This is a genomic window from Lacisediminihabitans changchengi (genome assembly GCF_016634425.1).
GTDB lineage: Bacteria > Actinomycetota > Actinomycetes > Actinomycetales > Microbacteriaceae > Lacisediminihabitans > Lacisediminihabitans changchengi.
Window position 1 is genome coordinate 130,896 of sequence record NZ_JAEPES010000004.1, and the last position, 15,047, is coordinate 145,942.

Below are 15,047 nucleotides of genomic sequence, written 5' to 3' on the forward strand. Positions count from 1 at the left end.
GGCGAGCCTACCGGCGAGGTCGCGCGGCGCGGGCTCGACGACCCGACGTCCCCCACTCTGGTCAGGAAAAGCTCAGCAGTGCGGGTCCGCCGTCGGCACCGTGCCTTTCACCAGGTACTGGTCGACCGTGCGGTCAATACACGCATTGCCGGAGGCGTAGGCGGTGTGCCCCTCTCCGGTGCGGGAGACCAGCACCCCACTGTCGAGTTGGTCGGCGAGCGCGACCGCTCCGGAATACGGGGTGGCGGGGTCATCCGTGGTCCCCACCACCATGATCGGCGCAGCCGCTTCGGCATGGATCGGCTCAGCGGTGAGCACATTGCGATACGGCCAGTTCTGGCAGGCGATGCTCACCTGCACCCAATCGCTGTAGCTCAGGATCTCGCCGACGGTCGGGGCGGCCTGCGCGATCGCGTTCATCGTGGCGCGGGTGCCGGCGAGATCGGTCGGGTATGCCCCATCGAGGCAGAGCGCCGCAGTGTAGACGTCGACCGAGTGGTCGTAGACCGCACCACTGGACCGCCCGTTGTAGGCGTCCGCGAAGTTAAAGGCGAGTTTCGCCGACCCTTTCTGCAACCCGGCGATCATCGAGCTGAGCGAGGGCCATGAGTCGCGGTCATAGAGTGGATAGGAGATCGCGGTGCCCAGCACCCCGAGGTTGAGCTGTCGCCCATCGGAGATCGTCAGGCCCTCGGTGCCGGCCTTCTGGAACAGGGCTTTCGCCTGGGCGAGAGCATCATCGAGGGTGCCGCTGAACGGACATCCCGCCGCCGCGAGGCAGTCGGTGACGTAGGCCCGGAACGAGCTCTCGAAGCCCGCCATCTGCGTGGTGAAGTCCTGCGGCTCGGTCAGTGCCGGGTCGACCGGACCGTCGAGCACGAGCCGTCCGACCTTCGTCGGGAAGAGCTTCGCGTACTGTGCGCCGAAGAAAGTGCCGTAGGAGAACCCGAGGTAGTGAAGTTTCTTGTCGCCGAGCAGCGAGCGCAGCAGATCCATGTCGCGCGCGTTGCTCTCGGCGTCGATGTGACCGAGCAGCGCTCCGGTGTTCTTCAGGCACGCCGCCCCGAACGCCTTCTCGACCGGCACTCGGGAGGCGAGCCAAGCATCCGAACCCTCCGGCTCGGTCGGGGTGGCGTAGAGGAAGTCATCCATCTGCGCACCGTCGAGACAGGTGACCGGCGTCGAGCGGCCGACGCCGCGCGGGTCCCAGCCGACGACGTCGTAGGCCTTCTGCACCGAGGCATTGGTGAGGTAGTCGAGGCTCTGGGCCACGGCGTCGAAGCCCGAGCCACCGGGGCCGCCCGGGTTCACCAGCAGCGAGCCGACGCGATGAGCGGATGTCGTGACATGGCGCACCACGGCGAGCTTCACCGACCCGGCGCTCGGCTTCGCCCAGTCGGCCGGGGCGGTCACGGTGGTGCAGGACATCCCTTCCGACTGGCAGTTCTTCCAGGCGAGCTTCTGCGAGTAGAAGGGTTGCAGATCGGCGGCGACCTTCTCCGGGGCGACATTGGGCCCGGTGACTGGCGCGGAACTCACACACCCGGAGAGCACGAGGACGGCGGCCACGGCAACGGCGGCGAGGGTCGTGCCCCTCATCAGTGCACGATCACGTTGAGGATGATGATGAGCACTCCGAACAACCCCGTGCCGATCGCCCCCAGAATCCGGACGATGATCTTGGCACCGCGCTGAGCGAAGGAGAAATACCCGAGCACGGCCAGCAGCAGCACGACGAGGTCGAGCGCGTCGTCGACCGCGTTCTCGATGGAGAGCACGCCGAAGGCGCTGAGCAGCACGATGATGGCGGGGAGCACGGCCGCGTAGAGCATGCCGGAGACGTGACTGATCGTGTGCCGGAAGGCCGACCGCATCGACTGGGGCTCGCCGTCGGGGCCGCGATGCGTGGCAATCGTTCCGGCGTAGACGTGCGCGGCCCAGAAGACCACGATCGTTCCGCTGGAGATGAAGAAGGTCTCGAGCGCGTCGTGATCGTCGACCAGCACAACCAGCAGTGCCGAATACAGGATCAGCCCGTAGACGGCATCCGCTGTAACGAGGTGGTCACGCAGCCAGCGCAGGAATCTCATAGATCCCTACCGTAGCTGCGGACCACCCCGCTGAGCGGTTACAGGGAGGCGAGAACCTCGCGCATCAGTGCGGCGGTCTCGCTCGGGGTCTTTCCGACCTTGACGCCGGCAGCCTCGAGGGCTTCCTTCTTGCCCTGGGCGGTTCCCGCACCGGAGGAGACGATTGCGCCGGCGTGGCCCATCGTCTTGCCCTCGGGGGCGGTGAATCCGGCCACATAGCCCACGACGGGCTTGGTGACGTGGGCCTTGATGTACTCGGCCGCGCGCTCTTCGGCGTCGCCGCCGATCTCGCCGATCATGACGATCGCCTTCGTCTCGGGGTCGGCCTCGAACGCGGCGAGCGCGTCGATGTGCGTGGTTCCGATGATCGGGTCACCACCGATTCCGATGGCGGTGGAGAAGCCCAGATCGCGCAATTCGTACATCATCTGGTACGTCAGCGTTCCAGACTTGGAGACCAGACCGATCGGACCCTTGCCGGTGATCGTGGCGGGCGTGATACCTACCAGCGACTCGCCAGGGGTGATGATTCCGGGGCAGTTCGGTCCGATGATGCGGGTCGTGCCGCCCTTGGCCTTGGCGGTCGCCCAGAACTCCGCGGAATCCTGAATCGGGATTCCCTCGGTGATCACGACGACCAGCGGGATCTCGGCCTCGATGGCCTCGAGCACCGCGTCCTTGGCGAATGCCGGCGGCACGAAGACGATGGAGACGTCGGCGCCGGTGGTGGAGATCGCCTCGGCGACGGTACCGAAGACCGGCAGCTCCACCTCACCGTGAGTGACGGTGGTGCCGGCCTTGCGCGCGTTGACGCCACCGACGACCTGGGTGCCCGCCTTCAGCATGAGAGCGGTGTGTTTGGTGCCCTCACCGCCGGTGATGCCCTGGACGATGACCTTGGAATCCTTGTTGAGGAAGATCGACATGTTTCTGTGGTCCCTTACTACTTCGAAGCCAGCTCGGCGGCCTTGGTGGCGCCCTCGTCCATGGTGTCCGCCAGGGTGACCAGCGGGTTTCCTGCCGCCTGCAGGATGGCGCGGCCCTCCACGACCTTGTTGCCGTCGAGTCGCACGACCAGCGGCTTGGTGGCGGCGTCCCCGAGGATCTCCAGCGCCTTCACGATGCCGTTCGCAACCGCGTCGCAGGCGGTGATCCCGCCGAAGACGTTGACGAAGACGCTCTTCACCTGCGGGTCGCCGAGGATGACGTCGAGGCCGTTGGCCATCACCTCAGCGGATGCTCCGCCTCCGATGTCGAGGAAGTTGGCCGGCTTCACGCCGCCGAATTCCTCCCCGGCGTAGCTGACCACGTCGAGCGTGGACATGACGAGCCCTGCGCCGTTGCCGATGATGCCGACGGCTCCGTCGAGCTTCACGTAGTTGAGGCCTAGGTCTTTCGCCTTCGCCTCCAGCGGATCTTCCGCGGCCGTGTCGACCAGGTCGGCGTGCAGCGGGTGGCGGAAGTCGGCGTTCTCGTCGAGCGAGACCTTGCCGTCGAGCGCGACGACGTTGCCCTCCTCGGTCAGCACGAGCGGGTTGACCTCGACCAGCGTCGCATCCTCGCCCTTGTAGACCTCGTACAGCTTCACGAAGACCGGGGCGACCTTGTCGACGATCTCGGCCGGGAACTTCGCCGCGATCGCGATCTCGGTGGCCTTGGCCAGGTCGATGCCGACCATCGGGTCGACCTCGATGCGGGCGAGAGCCTCGGGGCGCTCGACCGCGAGCTCCTCAATCTCCATGCCGCCCTCGAAGCTCGACAGCGACAGGTAGGAACGGTTAGCCCGGTCGAGCAGCACCGAGAAGTAGTACTCCGAGGCGATGCGGGCACCGGCAGCGACCATCACGCGGCGCACGATGTGGCCCTTGATGTCGAGGCCGAAGATCGCCTCGGATGCCGTGGCAGCATCATCCGGATTGTGGGCGACCTTGACGCCGCCAGCCTTGCCGCGCCCGCCGGCCTTGACCTGCGCCTTGACGACGACGGTGCCGCCCAGTTTCTCGGCTGCCGCTCTGACCTCATCCGGTGTATCCGCGATGATGCCGGCGAGTACCGGCACCCCATACGATTCGAAGAGATCTCGGGCCTGGTACTCGAAAAGATCCACGCTGCTGTTGTCCAATCCGCAGGTCGTTGTCTGGAATGGCGCACTTGTCTCGACACCGAGATAGTTCGACGTCGAGATATTTGGGCCGAGTCACACTCTACTCGCGGCGCATGCGGCGATTCTGCCGCTGCGCGGTGAACACTGGGCGGCCGAGTATGGGCGGCTGGCTATGGGCGGCTGGCTGAGGCCGGCTGAGTCTGGGCGCGCACCAACCTCGACCACACACAATGGACCCATGCCCCTGGCCGACATCGGTGACGAAGCGATCCTGCTCGCCGGGGGCGGCCGCGCCATCCTGCTGCAGCTCGCCAACCCTGCCGTCGGGCACGCGGTCGCCGACCACTCGAACTTCGCCGCCGACCCGCTTCGCCGACTGCGCAACACCCTCACCTTCGTCTATGCCTTGGTCTACGGCACCGACGAGCAGAAGGCCCGTATGACCGCGCTGGTGAACGCGGGTCACCGCCCGGTGCGATCAGTCCACGACAGCGCGGTGCAGTACGACGCTGCGGATGCCCGGCTCCAGCTCTGGGTCGCGGCGACGCTCTACGACACGGCCATCCGCATCCGCGAACTCACGTTCGGGCCGCTGCCCGACCTCGAGGCCGAGGCGGTGTATCGCGAGTACGCGATCGTCGGCACCGCGCTCGGCATGCCCGCCGAGCTGTGGCCAGCCGACCGCGCGGCGTTCCGGTCCTACTGGGAAGACCAGGTTCAGCAACTGCGCGTCGACGACCGAGTGCTCGCCGTCTCTCGGCAGCTTCTGTATCCGCGCACCGGCCCGCTATGGCTGAGGGCGGCGATGCCGCTCGCGCGGCTCGTCACCGCCGGACTGCTGCCGCCGGAATTGCGCGTGGCATACGAACTGCCGCTCAATGAGAAGCGGTACGCCCGCGTGATGCGCTGGACGGCCCGGATCTACCCCCGTCTGCCCCGCCGCCTGCGCTCCTGGCCGCGGCGCCACTCCCTCGCCGCGCTCGACCGCAGCTCCCGCCCCGCCGCCCGTCGCGCACCCCCGCGCCGCCGCCCGCGCCCCTGATTGTGCCCGTTCGTGACGATTGTGCCCGCGCGAGCAGGCACATCCGTCACGAACGGGCACAATCGCTGCGGAATAGAGCGGACCCGGAGCTAAGGTCGAGCCATGAGCACCTCGAATCGAGAATTCGTCGAGACATTCCAGCGCTTCCTCACCGAGGTGATCGGTTCCGCCCAGCGCGACAACGAAACGACACCGCTCGGACAGATAGCGAACGACTTCCTCGGGAGCGATACCGTCACGTTGCCGATCGTGCAGCACTCCTTTCCGCCCCATCGCCTGGTCGACGCCGACCTCGCTCTCGCCGAACTCGGGTCACGCGGCGGAGAAAGCCTGATCGGGGTCAGCGGTGGGCAACAACGTGAACACAGCTCGTTCGCGGAACTTCTCAACAGCGGATTTTCTCGCTTCGCCGCCGGACCCGTCGACTACGTGTCCATTCCCGATGGCCCCGATTCGACCAGGCGGGTGGTCGCATTCGGGATGCATCGCATCCTGTTCGAGGGCATTCCCGTCGTCGTGCTGCAGCGCGCTGCGCAACCACAATTCGGCCGCGAACTCGCACTGGTGGAGGTTCTGGCGGCCGACCCGGCCGTCTCATCGCGATTCATCGAGGAACTCAGTCGGCTCATGCTCTCCCTCAGCGTGCTGCGGGGCCAGGTTCTCTCGTTCTCCGCGGGAGACTTTCACAACCACGCCGCTGGCGCGACCTTCCTTCGACGTCCTGAAGTTCCCGCTGAGGATGTGGTGCTCACAGCGGGCACGCTCGATGCAATCGTGAGGCACGTCGTCGGCATCGGCGAACAGCGCGAACGCCTGCGAGCGGCCGGGCAGCACCTCAAGCGGGGTGTTCTGTTGTACGGGCCTCCCGGCACCGGAAAGACGCTGACGGTGCGGCACCTGTTGTCTCGCACCCAGGGAACGACGGTGATTCTGCTCACCGGCTCGAGCATTCAGTTCATCACGGTGGCCGCAGAACTCGCCAGGGCAATGCAGCCGGCGATCGTCGTGCTAGAAGACGTCGACCTGGTGGCTGAGCACCGTGGACTCCACGGGCCTCAGCCGCTGCTATTCGCCGTGCTCGATGCCCTCGATGGGCTCGACGGCGATGCTGATATCACTTTCATCCTCACCACGAATCGGGTGGAAGTTCTGGAACGAGCTCTCGCGGAGCGGCCGGGTCGCGTCGACCTCTCGGTCGAGATCCCTCTGCCTGACGCCGACGCCCGGCGACGACTATTCGCCCGCTATGCCCATGGCCTGCCGTTCTCGGCCGCGGCCATTGCGACCTCAGCAGATCGCGCAGCGGGCACAACCGGGTCGTTCGCGAAAGAACTTGTCAGACGCGCCGTCCTCCTCGCTGCCGAGGAAGATCGCGAACCCGGCGACGCAGATCTGGAGTCGGCACTCGACGATTTGCTCTCTGACCAGACCCACCTCGCACAGGTGATGGCCAGGAACACGGAGGGTGCGGATGACCACAGCTCGAGCCACCATGAGGTGACCGGTACCTACGCGCCTCCGTCAGGCCAGCCCTACTTGTCACGGCTCACCATCAGCTCCGACCCCAGCTGATTATGCCCGTTCGTGACGATTGTGCCTGCACGAGCAGGCACATCCGTCACGAACGAGCACAATCGCCGAAGTGAACGACCTAGTTCTGCGGGAATCCCAGGTTGATGCCGCCGTGGCTCGGGTCGAGCCAGCGGCTGGTTATCGCCTTCTCGCGGGTGAAGAAGTGCACTCCCTGCTCGCCGTATGCCTTGGTGTCGCCAAAGATCGAGTCTTTGAAGCCACCGAACGAGTAGTAGGCGACCGGCACCGGGATTGGCACATTGATGCCGATCATCCCGACCTCGATCTCGTTCTGGAAGCGGCGGGCCGCACCACCGTCGTTCGTGAAGATCGCGGTGCCGTTGCCGAACGCGCCATTGTTGATCAGCGTCACGCCGTCTTCGTACGAGGCGACCCGCACGACCGAGAGCACCGGTCCGAAGATCTCCTCCGTGTACGCGCGGGAGTCGAGCGGCACGCGGTCGAGCAGGGTCGGGCCGAGCCAGAAACCCTCGGCCGCGCCATCCACCTCGATGCCGCGTCCATCGACAACGACCGTTGCACCGTCTGCCGCGGCGATGTCGATGTACGAGGCCACCTTGTCGCGGTGCTGCTCGGTCACGAGCGGCCCCATGTCGCAGGAGCGTCGACCGTCGCCGATCGTGAGTTTCGACATCCGTTCGGTGATCTTCTCGATCAGGGCGTCGGCGACAGGCTCGACCGCGACGACCACGGAGATCGCCATGCAGCGCTCCCCCGCGGACCCGAAGCCCGCGTTGATCGCGGAGTCGGCGACCAGGTCGAGGTCGGCATCGGGCAACACCAGCATGTGGTTCTTCGCCCCACCGAGCGCCTGCACTCGCTTGCCGTTCTTCGCCGCGGTCTCGTAAATGTACCGCGCGATCGGGGTCGAGCCGACGAAGGAGATGGAACGGATGTCCGGGTGCTCGAGCAGCCCGTCCACCGCGACCTTGTCGCCGTGCAGCACGTTCAGCACGCCGGCCGGAAGCCCCGCCTCGGTGAACAGCTCTGCCAGCCAGACGGATGACGACGGGTCTTTCTCGGACGGCTTCAGCACCACCGTGTTGCCGACCGCGATCGCGATCGGAAAGAACCACATCGGCACCATTGCCGGGAAGTTGAATGGCGAGATCACGCCGACGACGCCGAGTGGCTGCTTGGTCGAATAGACGTCGACGCCGGTAGAGACGTTCTCGGAGTAGTCGCCCTTCATCAGCTGAGGGAAGCCGGTCGCGAACTCCACCACTTCGAGGCCACGGGCGATTTCGCCCATGGCATCGGAGAGCACCTTGCCGTGCTCACTGGTGAGGATCGCGGCCAGCTCGCCCTTGCGCTCGTTGACCAGCTCGCGAAAGCGGAACAGGATCTGCTGCCGTTTCGCGATCGAGGTGTCGCGCCAGCCGGTGAACGCCGCCTTCGCCGCGGCGACCGCGGTGTTCAGCTCGTCCAGGTCGGCCAGCGGCACCTCTTTCGTGACGATGCCCAGCGCAGGATCGTAGACCGGCGCGGTACGACCGCTCGATCCGTCCGTCACCGCTCCCGCGATGTAGTGCTGAACCTGCGGGAGTCGGGCGTCGTTCGTCATGCGGAAGCTGTCCTCACTGTCGAATGCAGCGCGGCCATTGCGCTTGTTAGCACACTAGCGACGTCGAGACTCAGTCGGCCAGCGTCGGGTAATCCGTGTACCCCTCGGCGGTCGGACCATAGAACGTGTTCGGGTTCGGCTCGTTGAGCTCCCGGTCGTCACGCCAGCGCGCCACCAGATCGGGGTTCGCAATGACCGGGCGACCCACGGCGATCACATCCGCGAAGTCTTCCTGAACGAACCCGATCGCCTCGTCACGAGTGGTCAACTGGCCGAAGCCGCTGTTGGCCATGAGAGCTCCGCCGAAGCGAGCGCGAAGATCTTGCACGAGCTCACCCGCGGGCTCGCTGTGCAGCACGCTGAGGTAGGCGAGTCCGAGCGGGGCGATGCCGTCGATGAGCGCGTCGTAGGTGGCCTTGGTTTCCGCGGCATCCGTCTCGAAGACATCCAGGATGTTGTGCGAGGGCGAGATGCGAACGCCCACCCGGTCTGCGCCTACGGCCTCGGCGACCGCGGTGATGGTCTCGATCCCGAAGCGGGCCCGGTTGGCGGGCGAGCCGCCGTAGCCATCGGTGCGGACGTTCGACACCGGTGAGAGGAACTCGTGCAGCAGGTATCCGTTGGCGGAATGCACCTCGACGCCGTCGAATCCGGCTTCCATCGCATTGCGTGCCGCCTGAACGATCTCTTCCGTTACCGCGGGAAGTTCCTCGGTCTCGAGGGCGCGGGGCTCCGGGTAGCGCTTCTTGCCGAGGGGGGTGTGGGTATCTCCGTCGATCGCGATCGCGCTCGGAGCCACGGGGGTGAGACCGCCGGTGATGTCCTGGTGGGAGACCCGCCCGCCGTGCATGAGCTGCATAACGATCACGCCGCCCTCGGCGTGCACCGCGTCAGTCACGCGGTGCCATCCGGCGATCTGCTCGTCGGTGACGATTCCGGGCTGGCCTGCGTAGGCCCGGCTTACCGGGCTCGGGAAGGTGCCCTCGGTCACGATCAGGCCGAGGGTGGCCCGCTGGCGGTAGTGCTCGACGATCAGATCGTTCGGCACTCCGGAGTCTCCGGCACGCAGGCGGGTGAGCGGGGCCATGACGACGCGGTTGGAGAGCGCGAGCGCTCCGAGGTTGACGGGCGCGAAAAGCTGCACGGTACTTCTTTCTCAAGGGGTAGCGGTTACCCAGAACGCAACCGGCCTGTACCCGGGCTTATTCCGCGATGTGGCTACCTCCGTACTGAGGCTAGAGCTTTTCGATCGGCGCCAGCTTGATCAGTAGCCGCTTGCGCCCGACCTTCTCGAACTGCACCTCCGCGACCGACTTCGGCCCGACGCCGGTGACCGCGGTGACCTTGCCGTCGCCGAAATCGGTGTGACGGATGCGGTCCCCGGGCACCAGCGTGAGGTCGCCGTTGTCGCGCACCTTGCCGGTCACGGTGTTCGCCCACTCCGTCTTCGGTTGCGCAGCGCGGGCGGCGGCGCGGGCGAGCGCGGTCGCCCCCGGCGCTGACGTGCGCTCGTACCCAGACCCGGTGCCGAGCGAGCCGGAGGACCCGCCGTCGCGGCGCACATTGAGCGCTCGCGGCTGGGTTCCGCCGCGGCTGGTCGCCATGCCGGGCGACTGCCGCCAGTCGATCAGCTCCGGCGGAATCTCCTGGATGTACCGGGACGGCATCGCGACCGTCACGTCACCGAACTGCGCACGGGTCATCGCCAGGGAGAGGTACAGCTTGCGACGGGCGCGGGTGATGCCGACGTAGAACAGGCGACGTTCTTCGGCCGGCCCGCCTGGCTCGTTCGCGGACATCCGGTGCGGGAGCAGGTCCTCCTCGACGCCGGTGAGGAAGACGGCGTCGTACTCCAGGCCCTTGGCGGTGTGCAGGGTCATCAACGAGACGGTGCCGCTGGAGTCGTCGATCTCGTCGGCCGCCGCGACCAGCGAGGTCTCGGTGAGGAACTCGAGGAGAGTGCCCTCCGGGTTGTTCTTCTGAAAGTCCTTGGTCACGGCGATGAGTTCTTCGACGTTCTCCGCCCGCGCCTCGTCCTGTGGGTCGCGCGAGGCTCGGAGCGCCTCGATGAAGCCGGTGCGTTCGAGCAGAGTGATCAGGATGTCGGGAACCGGAGCAGTGTCGGCGGTCTCTCCGACCTCATCCAAAATCTTGGTCAGACCCAGGATGGCGCCCGTGATCTTGGGGCCGAAGCCCTGTTCGCCCGCCGCCCGCATCGACTCGCGCAGGGTGACGCCGTGCGCATCCGCCCAGCTCTGCAGGTTCGCCTCGGTGACCCCGCCGATGCCGCGCTTGGGGGTGTTCATGATGCGGCGCAGCGCCATCGGGTCGGCGGGGTTCGCCACCGCGATGAGATAGCCGAAGGCGTCTTTGATCTCGGCGCGCTCGTAGAACTTGGTGCCACCGAGCACGCGATACGGGATGGCCGAGCGGATGAAGATCTCTTCCAGGGCACGGGTCTGTGCATTGGTGCGGTAGAACACCGCCATGTTGCGATAGTCGACGCCCTCACCGTGCAGGGTGGTGACCTCGTCGGCGACGAATTGCGCCTCGTCGTGCTGGCTGTACCCGGTGAAACCGACGATCTTGTCTCCGTCACCGACCACCGTGAACAGCTTCTTGTCGATGCGATCGAAGTTGTTGGCGATGACGGCGTTGGCCGCGCTCAGGATGTTCTGGGTCGAGCGGTAGTTCTGCTCGAGCAGAATCACCTTGGCCCCGACGTAGTCGCGTTCGAACTCCACGATGTTGCGGATGTCCGCGCCGCGGAATGCATAAATGGACTGATCCGAGTCGCCGACCACGGTGAGGGATGCCGGACCGAGGGCGCCGCGACCTTGAAGATCAAGAGGCAGATCGTTCTGCTCGATCGGCCGGGTGAGCTCACGGATCAGCGCGTACTGCGCGTGGTTGGTGTCCTGGTACTCATCGACCAGGATGTGCCGGAAGCGCCGCTGGTACAGCGCGGCGACCTGCGGGAAGGCGCGGAACAGATACACCGTCTGCCCGATCAGGTCATCGAAATCGAAGGCGTTCGCTGCCTGAAGGCTGCGGGTGTACTCACGGAAGATGTCGAGGAAGACCCGCTCCTGCGGGTCGTTGAAGTTCGCCCCGCGCGCGTACGACTCGACGTCGCTCAGCTCGTTCTTGAGCTTCGAGATCTTGCCGGCGACGCCGCTGACGGTGAAACCGAAGGTGTCGGCATCCAGGTCGCGGATGATGCGCTTGATCAGCGCGCGCGAATCGGCGGAGTCGTAGATGGTGAAGTTCTTGCCGAAGCCGAAGTGCTCGGCCTCACGGCGCAGGATGCGCACGCAGGCGGAGTGGAACGTGGAGATCCACATGCCCTCTGATGCCTGGCCGAGGATCGATTCGACCCGCTCGCGCATCTCGGCAGCGGCCTTATTGGTGAAGGTGATCGCCAGAATCTGCGACGGCCAGGCCTCACGCGAGTCGATCAGGCTAGCGATGCGCCGGGTGAGCACGCTGGTCTTGCCGGAGCCGGCTCCGGCCACGATCAGCAGGGCGGGACCGCGGTATTCGACGGCCTCGCGCTGCTGGGGATTGAGGCCAGCGAGCAGGGGCGATTCGGTGGGCTCGGACGGGTCCAGGATGAAGGTCATGACCGGCCCAATTGTACGGGGCACCCCCGACAGCACGTCGCCGGTCGCGTAGCGCCCGAGCGTCCGCGCGAGGACGCGTATCGAGACCCACCACGCGCGAATTCGATACGCGAGCGCCCCGGAGGGCGTGCGCTACTCAATCAGCGGAGAGGGATGAGCGCGCCTCGACAGCCAGGTCGGGCTGGTCGGCGAAGACCCCGTCGACACCGGTCTGCATGATGGAGCGGAACTCGCGCATCCAGTCACCCCGGGCCGCAGCATCCAGCCCCCTGGTCAGCCCGCGCCCGAGGAACTTGTTCTCGGCGCGAAGCGTCCAGCAGAAGACCACCAAGCCCACCTCGTGAGCCATGTCGACGAGTGTCGACGGCAGGTCGAGGCGGCGAGGGTCGGTGTTCTTGGGCAGCAGGATGCGCTTACTCAGGCTGATGCCGTCGACTACCGTCGCGAGCTCGGCCAGTGCCGCCGTGGTCAGATAGCTCGCGTACTTGCGAGCCTGCCGCCCGTTCGCGGCCACCTCGTCAGCGGGCGAGCCCTTGGCGTCGAGCAGGAAGATCAGGCGACCGCCGACCCCGCGCGCGCGGATCTTGGGCAGGATCGACAGTTCGAAGCATTCGGTAGTGAGACGTGGGTCATCGCTCCAGCCCGCCTCCGCGAGCTCGGTCGCATACAGCTCATCGAGAGATATGCCGAGTGCGGAATAGAAGGTCGGGTGCTTGATCTCCGCCACCAGCGCGATCGGTCGGGGCGCAGCATCCAGCAGCTCGAGCAGGTCCCTGAAGCGCAGGATGCCCTCGGTGCCGTTCCACTCGGTGTTCGCCGGCCGCACCTTGGGGATGCGTTCGAGCACCCGCAGGGTCGCCAGCTCGGCCCAGTCGAAGTCTTCGGTGAACCAGCCGGTGAGCGTCTCGCCGTCGATGGTCTTGGTGGTACGACGGCCCGCGAATTCGGGGTGGGCGGCGACATCGGTCGTGCCGGAGATCTCGTTCTCGTGACGGACCACGAGCACGCCGTCGCGGGTCGCGACCAGGTCGGGTTCGACGGCGTCGGCGCCGAGCTCGATGGCGAGCTCGTAGGCGGAGCGACTGTGCTCGGGCCGATACCCACTAGCACCACGATGGGCGATCACGACGGGGAGCTGGGTCACCCGCTCCACGGTACGGGACGCGGGTGAACACGCGGTGTCGTGGGCTCGATGGGCGCCAGACTGCGCGTGGTTGCTAACCTCTCGCCATGGCCACCTGCGAGAACTGCAACGCCGAGCTGCAGCCGCAGTGGAAGTTCTGCGTGCGATGCGGCACGAAGGTCGCCCCCGGCAGTGCCACGCCGGCGCCCGTCATCCCGGCACTCGCCATTCCTGCAACCGTCGCGCCTGCGCCCGTCGTGCCTGCGCCCGTCACCCCCGCGCCCCTTATCCCCGCGGCCATCCGTCCGCACGAACTGAGCGATGACGTCGAGCCGCCTGCCCGACGCAGCTTCGACTGGCATGTGCTGGTCGGCATCCTGGTCGGTGTCGTCGGCGCGGCAGCCATCATCTACCTCATCGTCGCTCTGACCAACGGCGGCAACTGACGGTGAGCGCTGCCTTCGACCGCCCGGACTACGGATGGCGCGAACCGTCGTCACTTCTGCCTCTGCGCTGGGGCGGCTACCGGGGGCGGTACCTCGCCGCCATCGCCCTGCTCGTGGCGGGTGCGCTGCTACTCCAGCTCGGCTCGGTCTACACACTCTCGTTTCTCGGCGGCGGGATCGCCGCCCACATCGCGGGCTGGATTTTACTGCCCGGCAGGGGCAATCGTCGCGCTATCGTCGCCGTGCCGAGCGCCCTTGGCGCGGCCGCCCTGCTGATCGGTCCGACGGGGAGTGTGCTCGCCGTGATCCCGCTGCTCGCCTGGCTGTGGACGCGCGAGCGACCACCCCTCACCTGGGCGGTGGCGGTGCTGCCGGTCGCCGCCGGGCTGGTGCTCGCCCAACTGTTTCCGCAGTATGGAGCCGGTGCCATCGTCGCCGGAGTATCGCTGGCGATCGTCGCCGGCTCGGCCTGGCTGGCCCGAACCGTTGCCGTCGCGCTCCGCCTACGGCGAACTCGGTGAATCCCCAGCCGAGAAGCGCGGCAACTCCGGTAGTTTGAGGCCATGGCATCCTCATCGAACCCCGCGTTCAACAACTCCCCGGCTTTTTCCGAGAAGTCGTCGGTCGCGAAGAAGTTCCCTGCGACCCCTCCCGCCGACATGACCGCTGAGCAGCTCACCGAGCTCTACAGCAAGCCGTCGGCCACGCCCGCCGAGACCGACCGCATGACGTACGAAGACACCGTCATCAAGATCGTGATCAGCTTTGCCATCCTCCTTGCCGGTGCGGCGATTGGCTGGTTCGTGCCGATCCTCGCCATCCCGGCCGCCATCATCGGATTCGTGCTGGCGCTGGTCAACATCTTCAAGAAGAAGCCGAGCCCCGCGCTCGTTCTGGCCTACGCCGCCGTCGAGGGTGTCTTCGTCGGCGGAATCACGGTGTTCTTCGAGTCCCGCTACCCGGGTATCGCCATCCAGGCCGTGCTCGGTACCGCCGTGGTCATCGCCGTCACGCTCGCCCTGTTCGCGAGCGGCAAGATCCGCGCCTCGGCCAAGGCCACCAAGGTCTTCCTGATCGCCTTCGTCGGCTACGCCGTGTTCTCGATCGTGAACCTGATTCTCATGGCCACGGGCGTGAATAAGGATGCTTTCGGCCTCCGCAGCGCCGAGATCGGCATCCCGGGGACCAGCATCAGCGTTCCGCTCGGCGTGATCATCGGCCTCCTGGTGGTCGTCATGGCCGCATATTCGCTCGTGCTCGACTTCGACAGCATCAAGACCGGCGTGCAGCGTGGCGCCCCCCGCGTGTACGGCTGGGTCGCCGCCTTCGGCATCATGGTCACCGTCGTCTGGCTGTACCTGGAGATCCTGCGCATCCTCGCGCTGCTCCGCCGCTAGACCTCGGCAAGAACGTGAGAATGGCCGCCCCTCGGGGCGGCCATTCTTCGTTGTGCGCTGTGTAT

The 15,047-nt window shown here is 66.5% G+C and carries 13 protein-coding genes; 5 read left to right on the plus strand and 8 right to left on the minus strand.

Features of this window, described 5'->3' with window-relative positions; genetic code table 11:
* Nucleotides 1-72: 72 nt before the first annotated feature.
* Genes IV501_RS11810 through sucC form a run of 4 tightly spaced genes read right to left on the minus strand, consistent with a single transcriptional unit; the run spans nt 73 to nt 4,197 of the window.
* A complete protein-coding gene (locus IV501_RS11810) occupies nt 73-1,599 on the minus strand; it encodes an alpha/beta hydrolase (protein WP_200556538.1) in 1,527 nt (508 codons plus the stop codon).
* Nucleotides 1,599-2,090 carry a hypothetical protein gene (locus IV501_RS11815; protein WP_200556539.1) on the minus strand — a complete coding sequence of 164 codons (492 nt, stop codon included), beginning with the start codon at nt 2,088-2,090 and terminating at the stop codon, nt 1,599-1,601. Before IV501_RS11815 ends, IV501_RS11810 begins: the two co-directional genes overlap by 1 nt.
* A 38-nt stretch (nt 2,091-2,128) precedes the next feature.
* The gene (sucD, locus tag IV501_RS11820; protein ID WP_200556540.1) at nt 2,129-3,016 is read right to left on the minus strand and encodes a succinate--CoA ligase subunit alpha; all 888 of its coding nucleotides are present in this window, start codon (nt 3,014-3,016) and stop codon (nt 2,129-2,131) included.
* Nucleotides 3,017-3,033: 17 nt separating this feature from the next.
* Nucleotides 3,034-4,197, minus strand: a complete 1,164-nt coding sequence (gene sucC / locus IV501_RS11825; RefSeq protein ID WP_200556541.1) for an ADP-forming succinate--CoA ligase subunit beta — start codon at nt 4,195-4,197, stop codon at nt 3,034-3,036.
* Between the two features lie 235 nt (nt 4,198-4,432).
* Between sucC and IV501_RS11830 the strand changes: the two genes are divergently transcribed.
* Nucleotides 4,433-5,236, plus strand: a complete 804-nt coding sequence (locus IV501_RS11830; protein WP_200556542.1) for an oxygenase MpaB family protein — start codon at nt 4,433-4,435, stop codon at nt 5,234-5,236.
* A 102-nt stretch (nt 5,237-5,338) separates the two neighbouring features.
* Nucleotides 5,339-6,808, plus strand: coding sequence for an AAA family ATPase (locus tag IV501_RS11835; RefSeq protein WP_200556543.1), 1,470 nt, complete (start codon nt 5,339-5,341; stop codon nt 6,806-6,808).
* A gap of 79 nt (nt 6,809-6,887) precedes the next feature.
* Here the strand turns inward: IV501_RS11835 and IV501_RS11840 are convergent, their stop codons facing one another.
* The 4 genes from IV501_RS11840 to IV501_RS11855 all read right to left on the minus strand — a co-directional run bounded on the left by IV501_RS11840 (nt 6,888) and on the right by IV501_RS11855 (nt 13,160).
* Nucleotides 6,888-8,393: a CoA-acylating methylmalonate-semialdehyde dehydrogenase gene (locus IV501_RS11840; RefSeq protein ID WP_200556544.1), complete on the minus strand. Its 1,506-nt coding sequence runs from the start codon at nt 8,391-8,393 to the stop codon at nt 6,888-6,890.
* A 70-nt stretch (nt 8,394-8,463) separates the two neighbouring features.
* The gene (locus tag IV501_RS11845; RefSeq protein ID WP_200556545.1) at nt 8,464-9,537 is read right to left on the minus strand and encodes an alkene reductase; all 1,074 of its coding nucleotides are present in this window, start codon (nt 9,535-9,537) and stop codon (nt 8,464-8,466) included.
* A gap of 91 nt (nt 9,538-9,628) precedes the next feature.
* Nucleotides 9,629-12,016 carry an ATP-dependent helicase gene (locus IV501_RS11850; RefSeq protein WP_200556546.1) on the minus strand — a complete coding sequence of 796 codons (2,388 nt, stop codon included), beginning with the start codon at nt 12,014-12,016 and terminating at the stop codon, nt 9,629-9,631.
* Between the two features lie 136 nt (nt 12,017-12,152).
* Nucleotides 12,153-13,160 carry a glycerophosphodiester phosphodiesterase family protein gene (locus tag IV501_RS11855; protein WP_200556547.1) on the minus strand — a complete coding sequence of 336 codons (1,008 nt, stop codon included), beginning with the start codon at nt 13,158-13,160 and terminating at the stop codon, nt 12,153-12,155.
* Nucleotides 13,161-13,246: 86 nt separating this feature from the next.
* Here IV501_RS11855 and IV501_RS11860 point away from each other — a divergent pair, with 86 nt between their 5' ends.
* From IV501_RS11860 to IV501_RS11870, 3 genes are read left to right on the plus strand one after another with little or no spacing between them, the layout of a single operon-like run.
* Nucleotides 13,247-13,585 carry a zinc ribbon domain-containing protein gene (locus IV501_RS11860; protein WP_200556548.1) on the plus strand — a complete coding sequence of 113 codons (339 nt, stop codon included), beginning with the start codon at nt 13,247-13,249 and terminating at the stop codon, nt 13,583-13,585.
* Nucleotides 13,586-13,587: 2 nt separating this feature from the next.
* Nucleotides 13,588-14,106, plus strand: a complete 519-nt coding sequence (locus tag IV501_RS11865; protein ID WP_200556549.1) for a hypothetical protein — start codon at nt 13,588-13,590, stop codon at nt 14,104-14,106.
* A 42-nt stretch (nt 14,107-14,148) separates the two neighbouring features.
* Complete coding sequence (locus IV501_RS11870; RefSeq protein WP_200556550.1) at nt 14,149-14,982, plus strand: Bax inhibitor-1/YccA family protein; 834 nt, start codon at nt 14,149-14,151, stop codon at nt 14,980-14,982.
* Nucleotides 14,983-15,047: the final 65 nt, after the last annotated feature.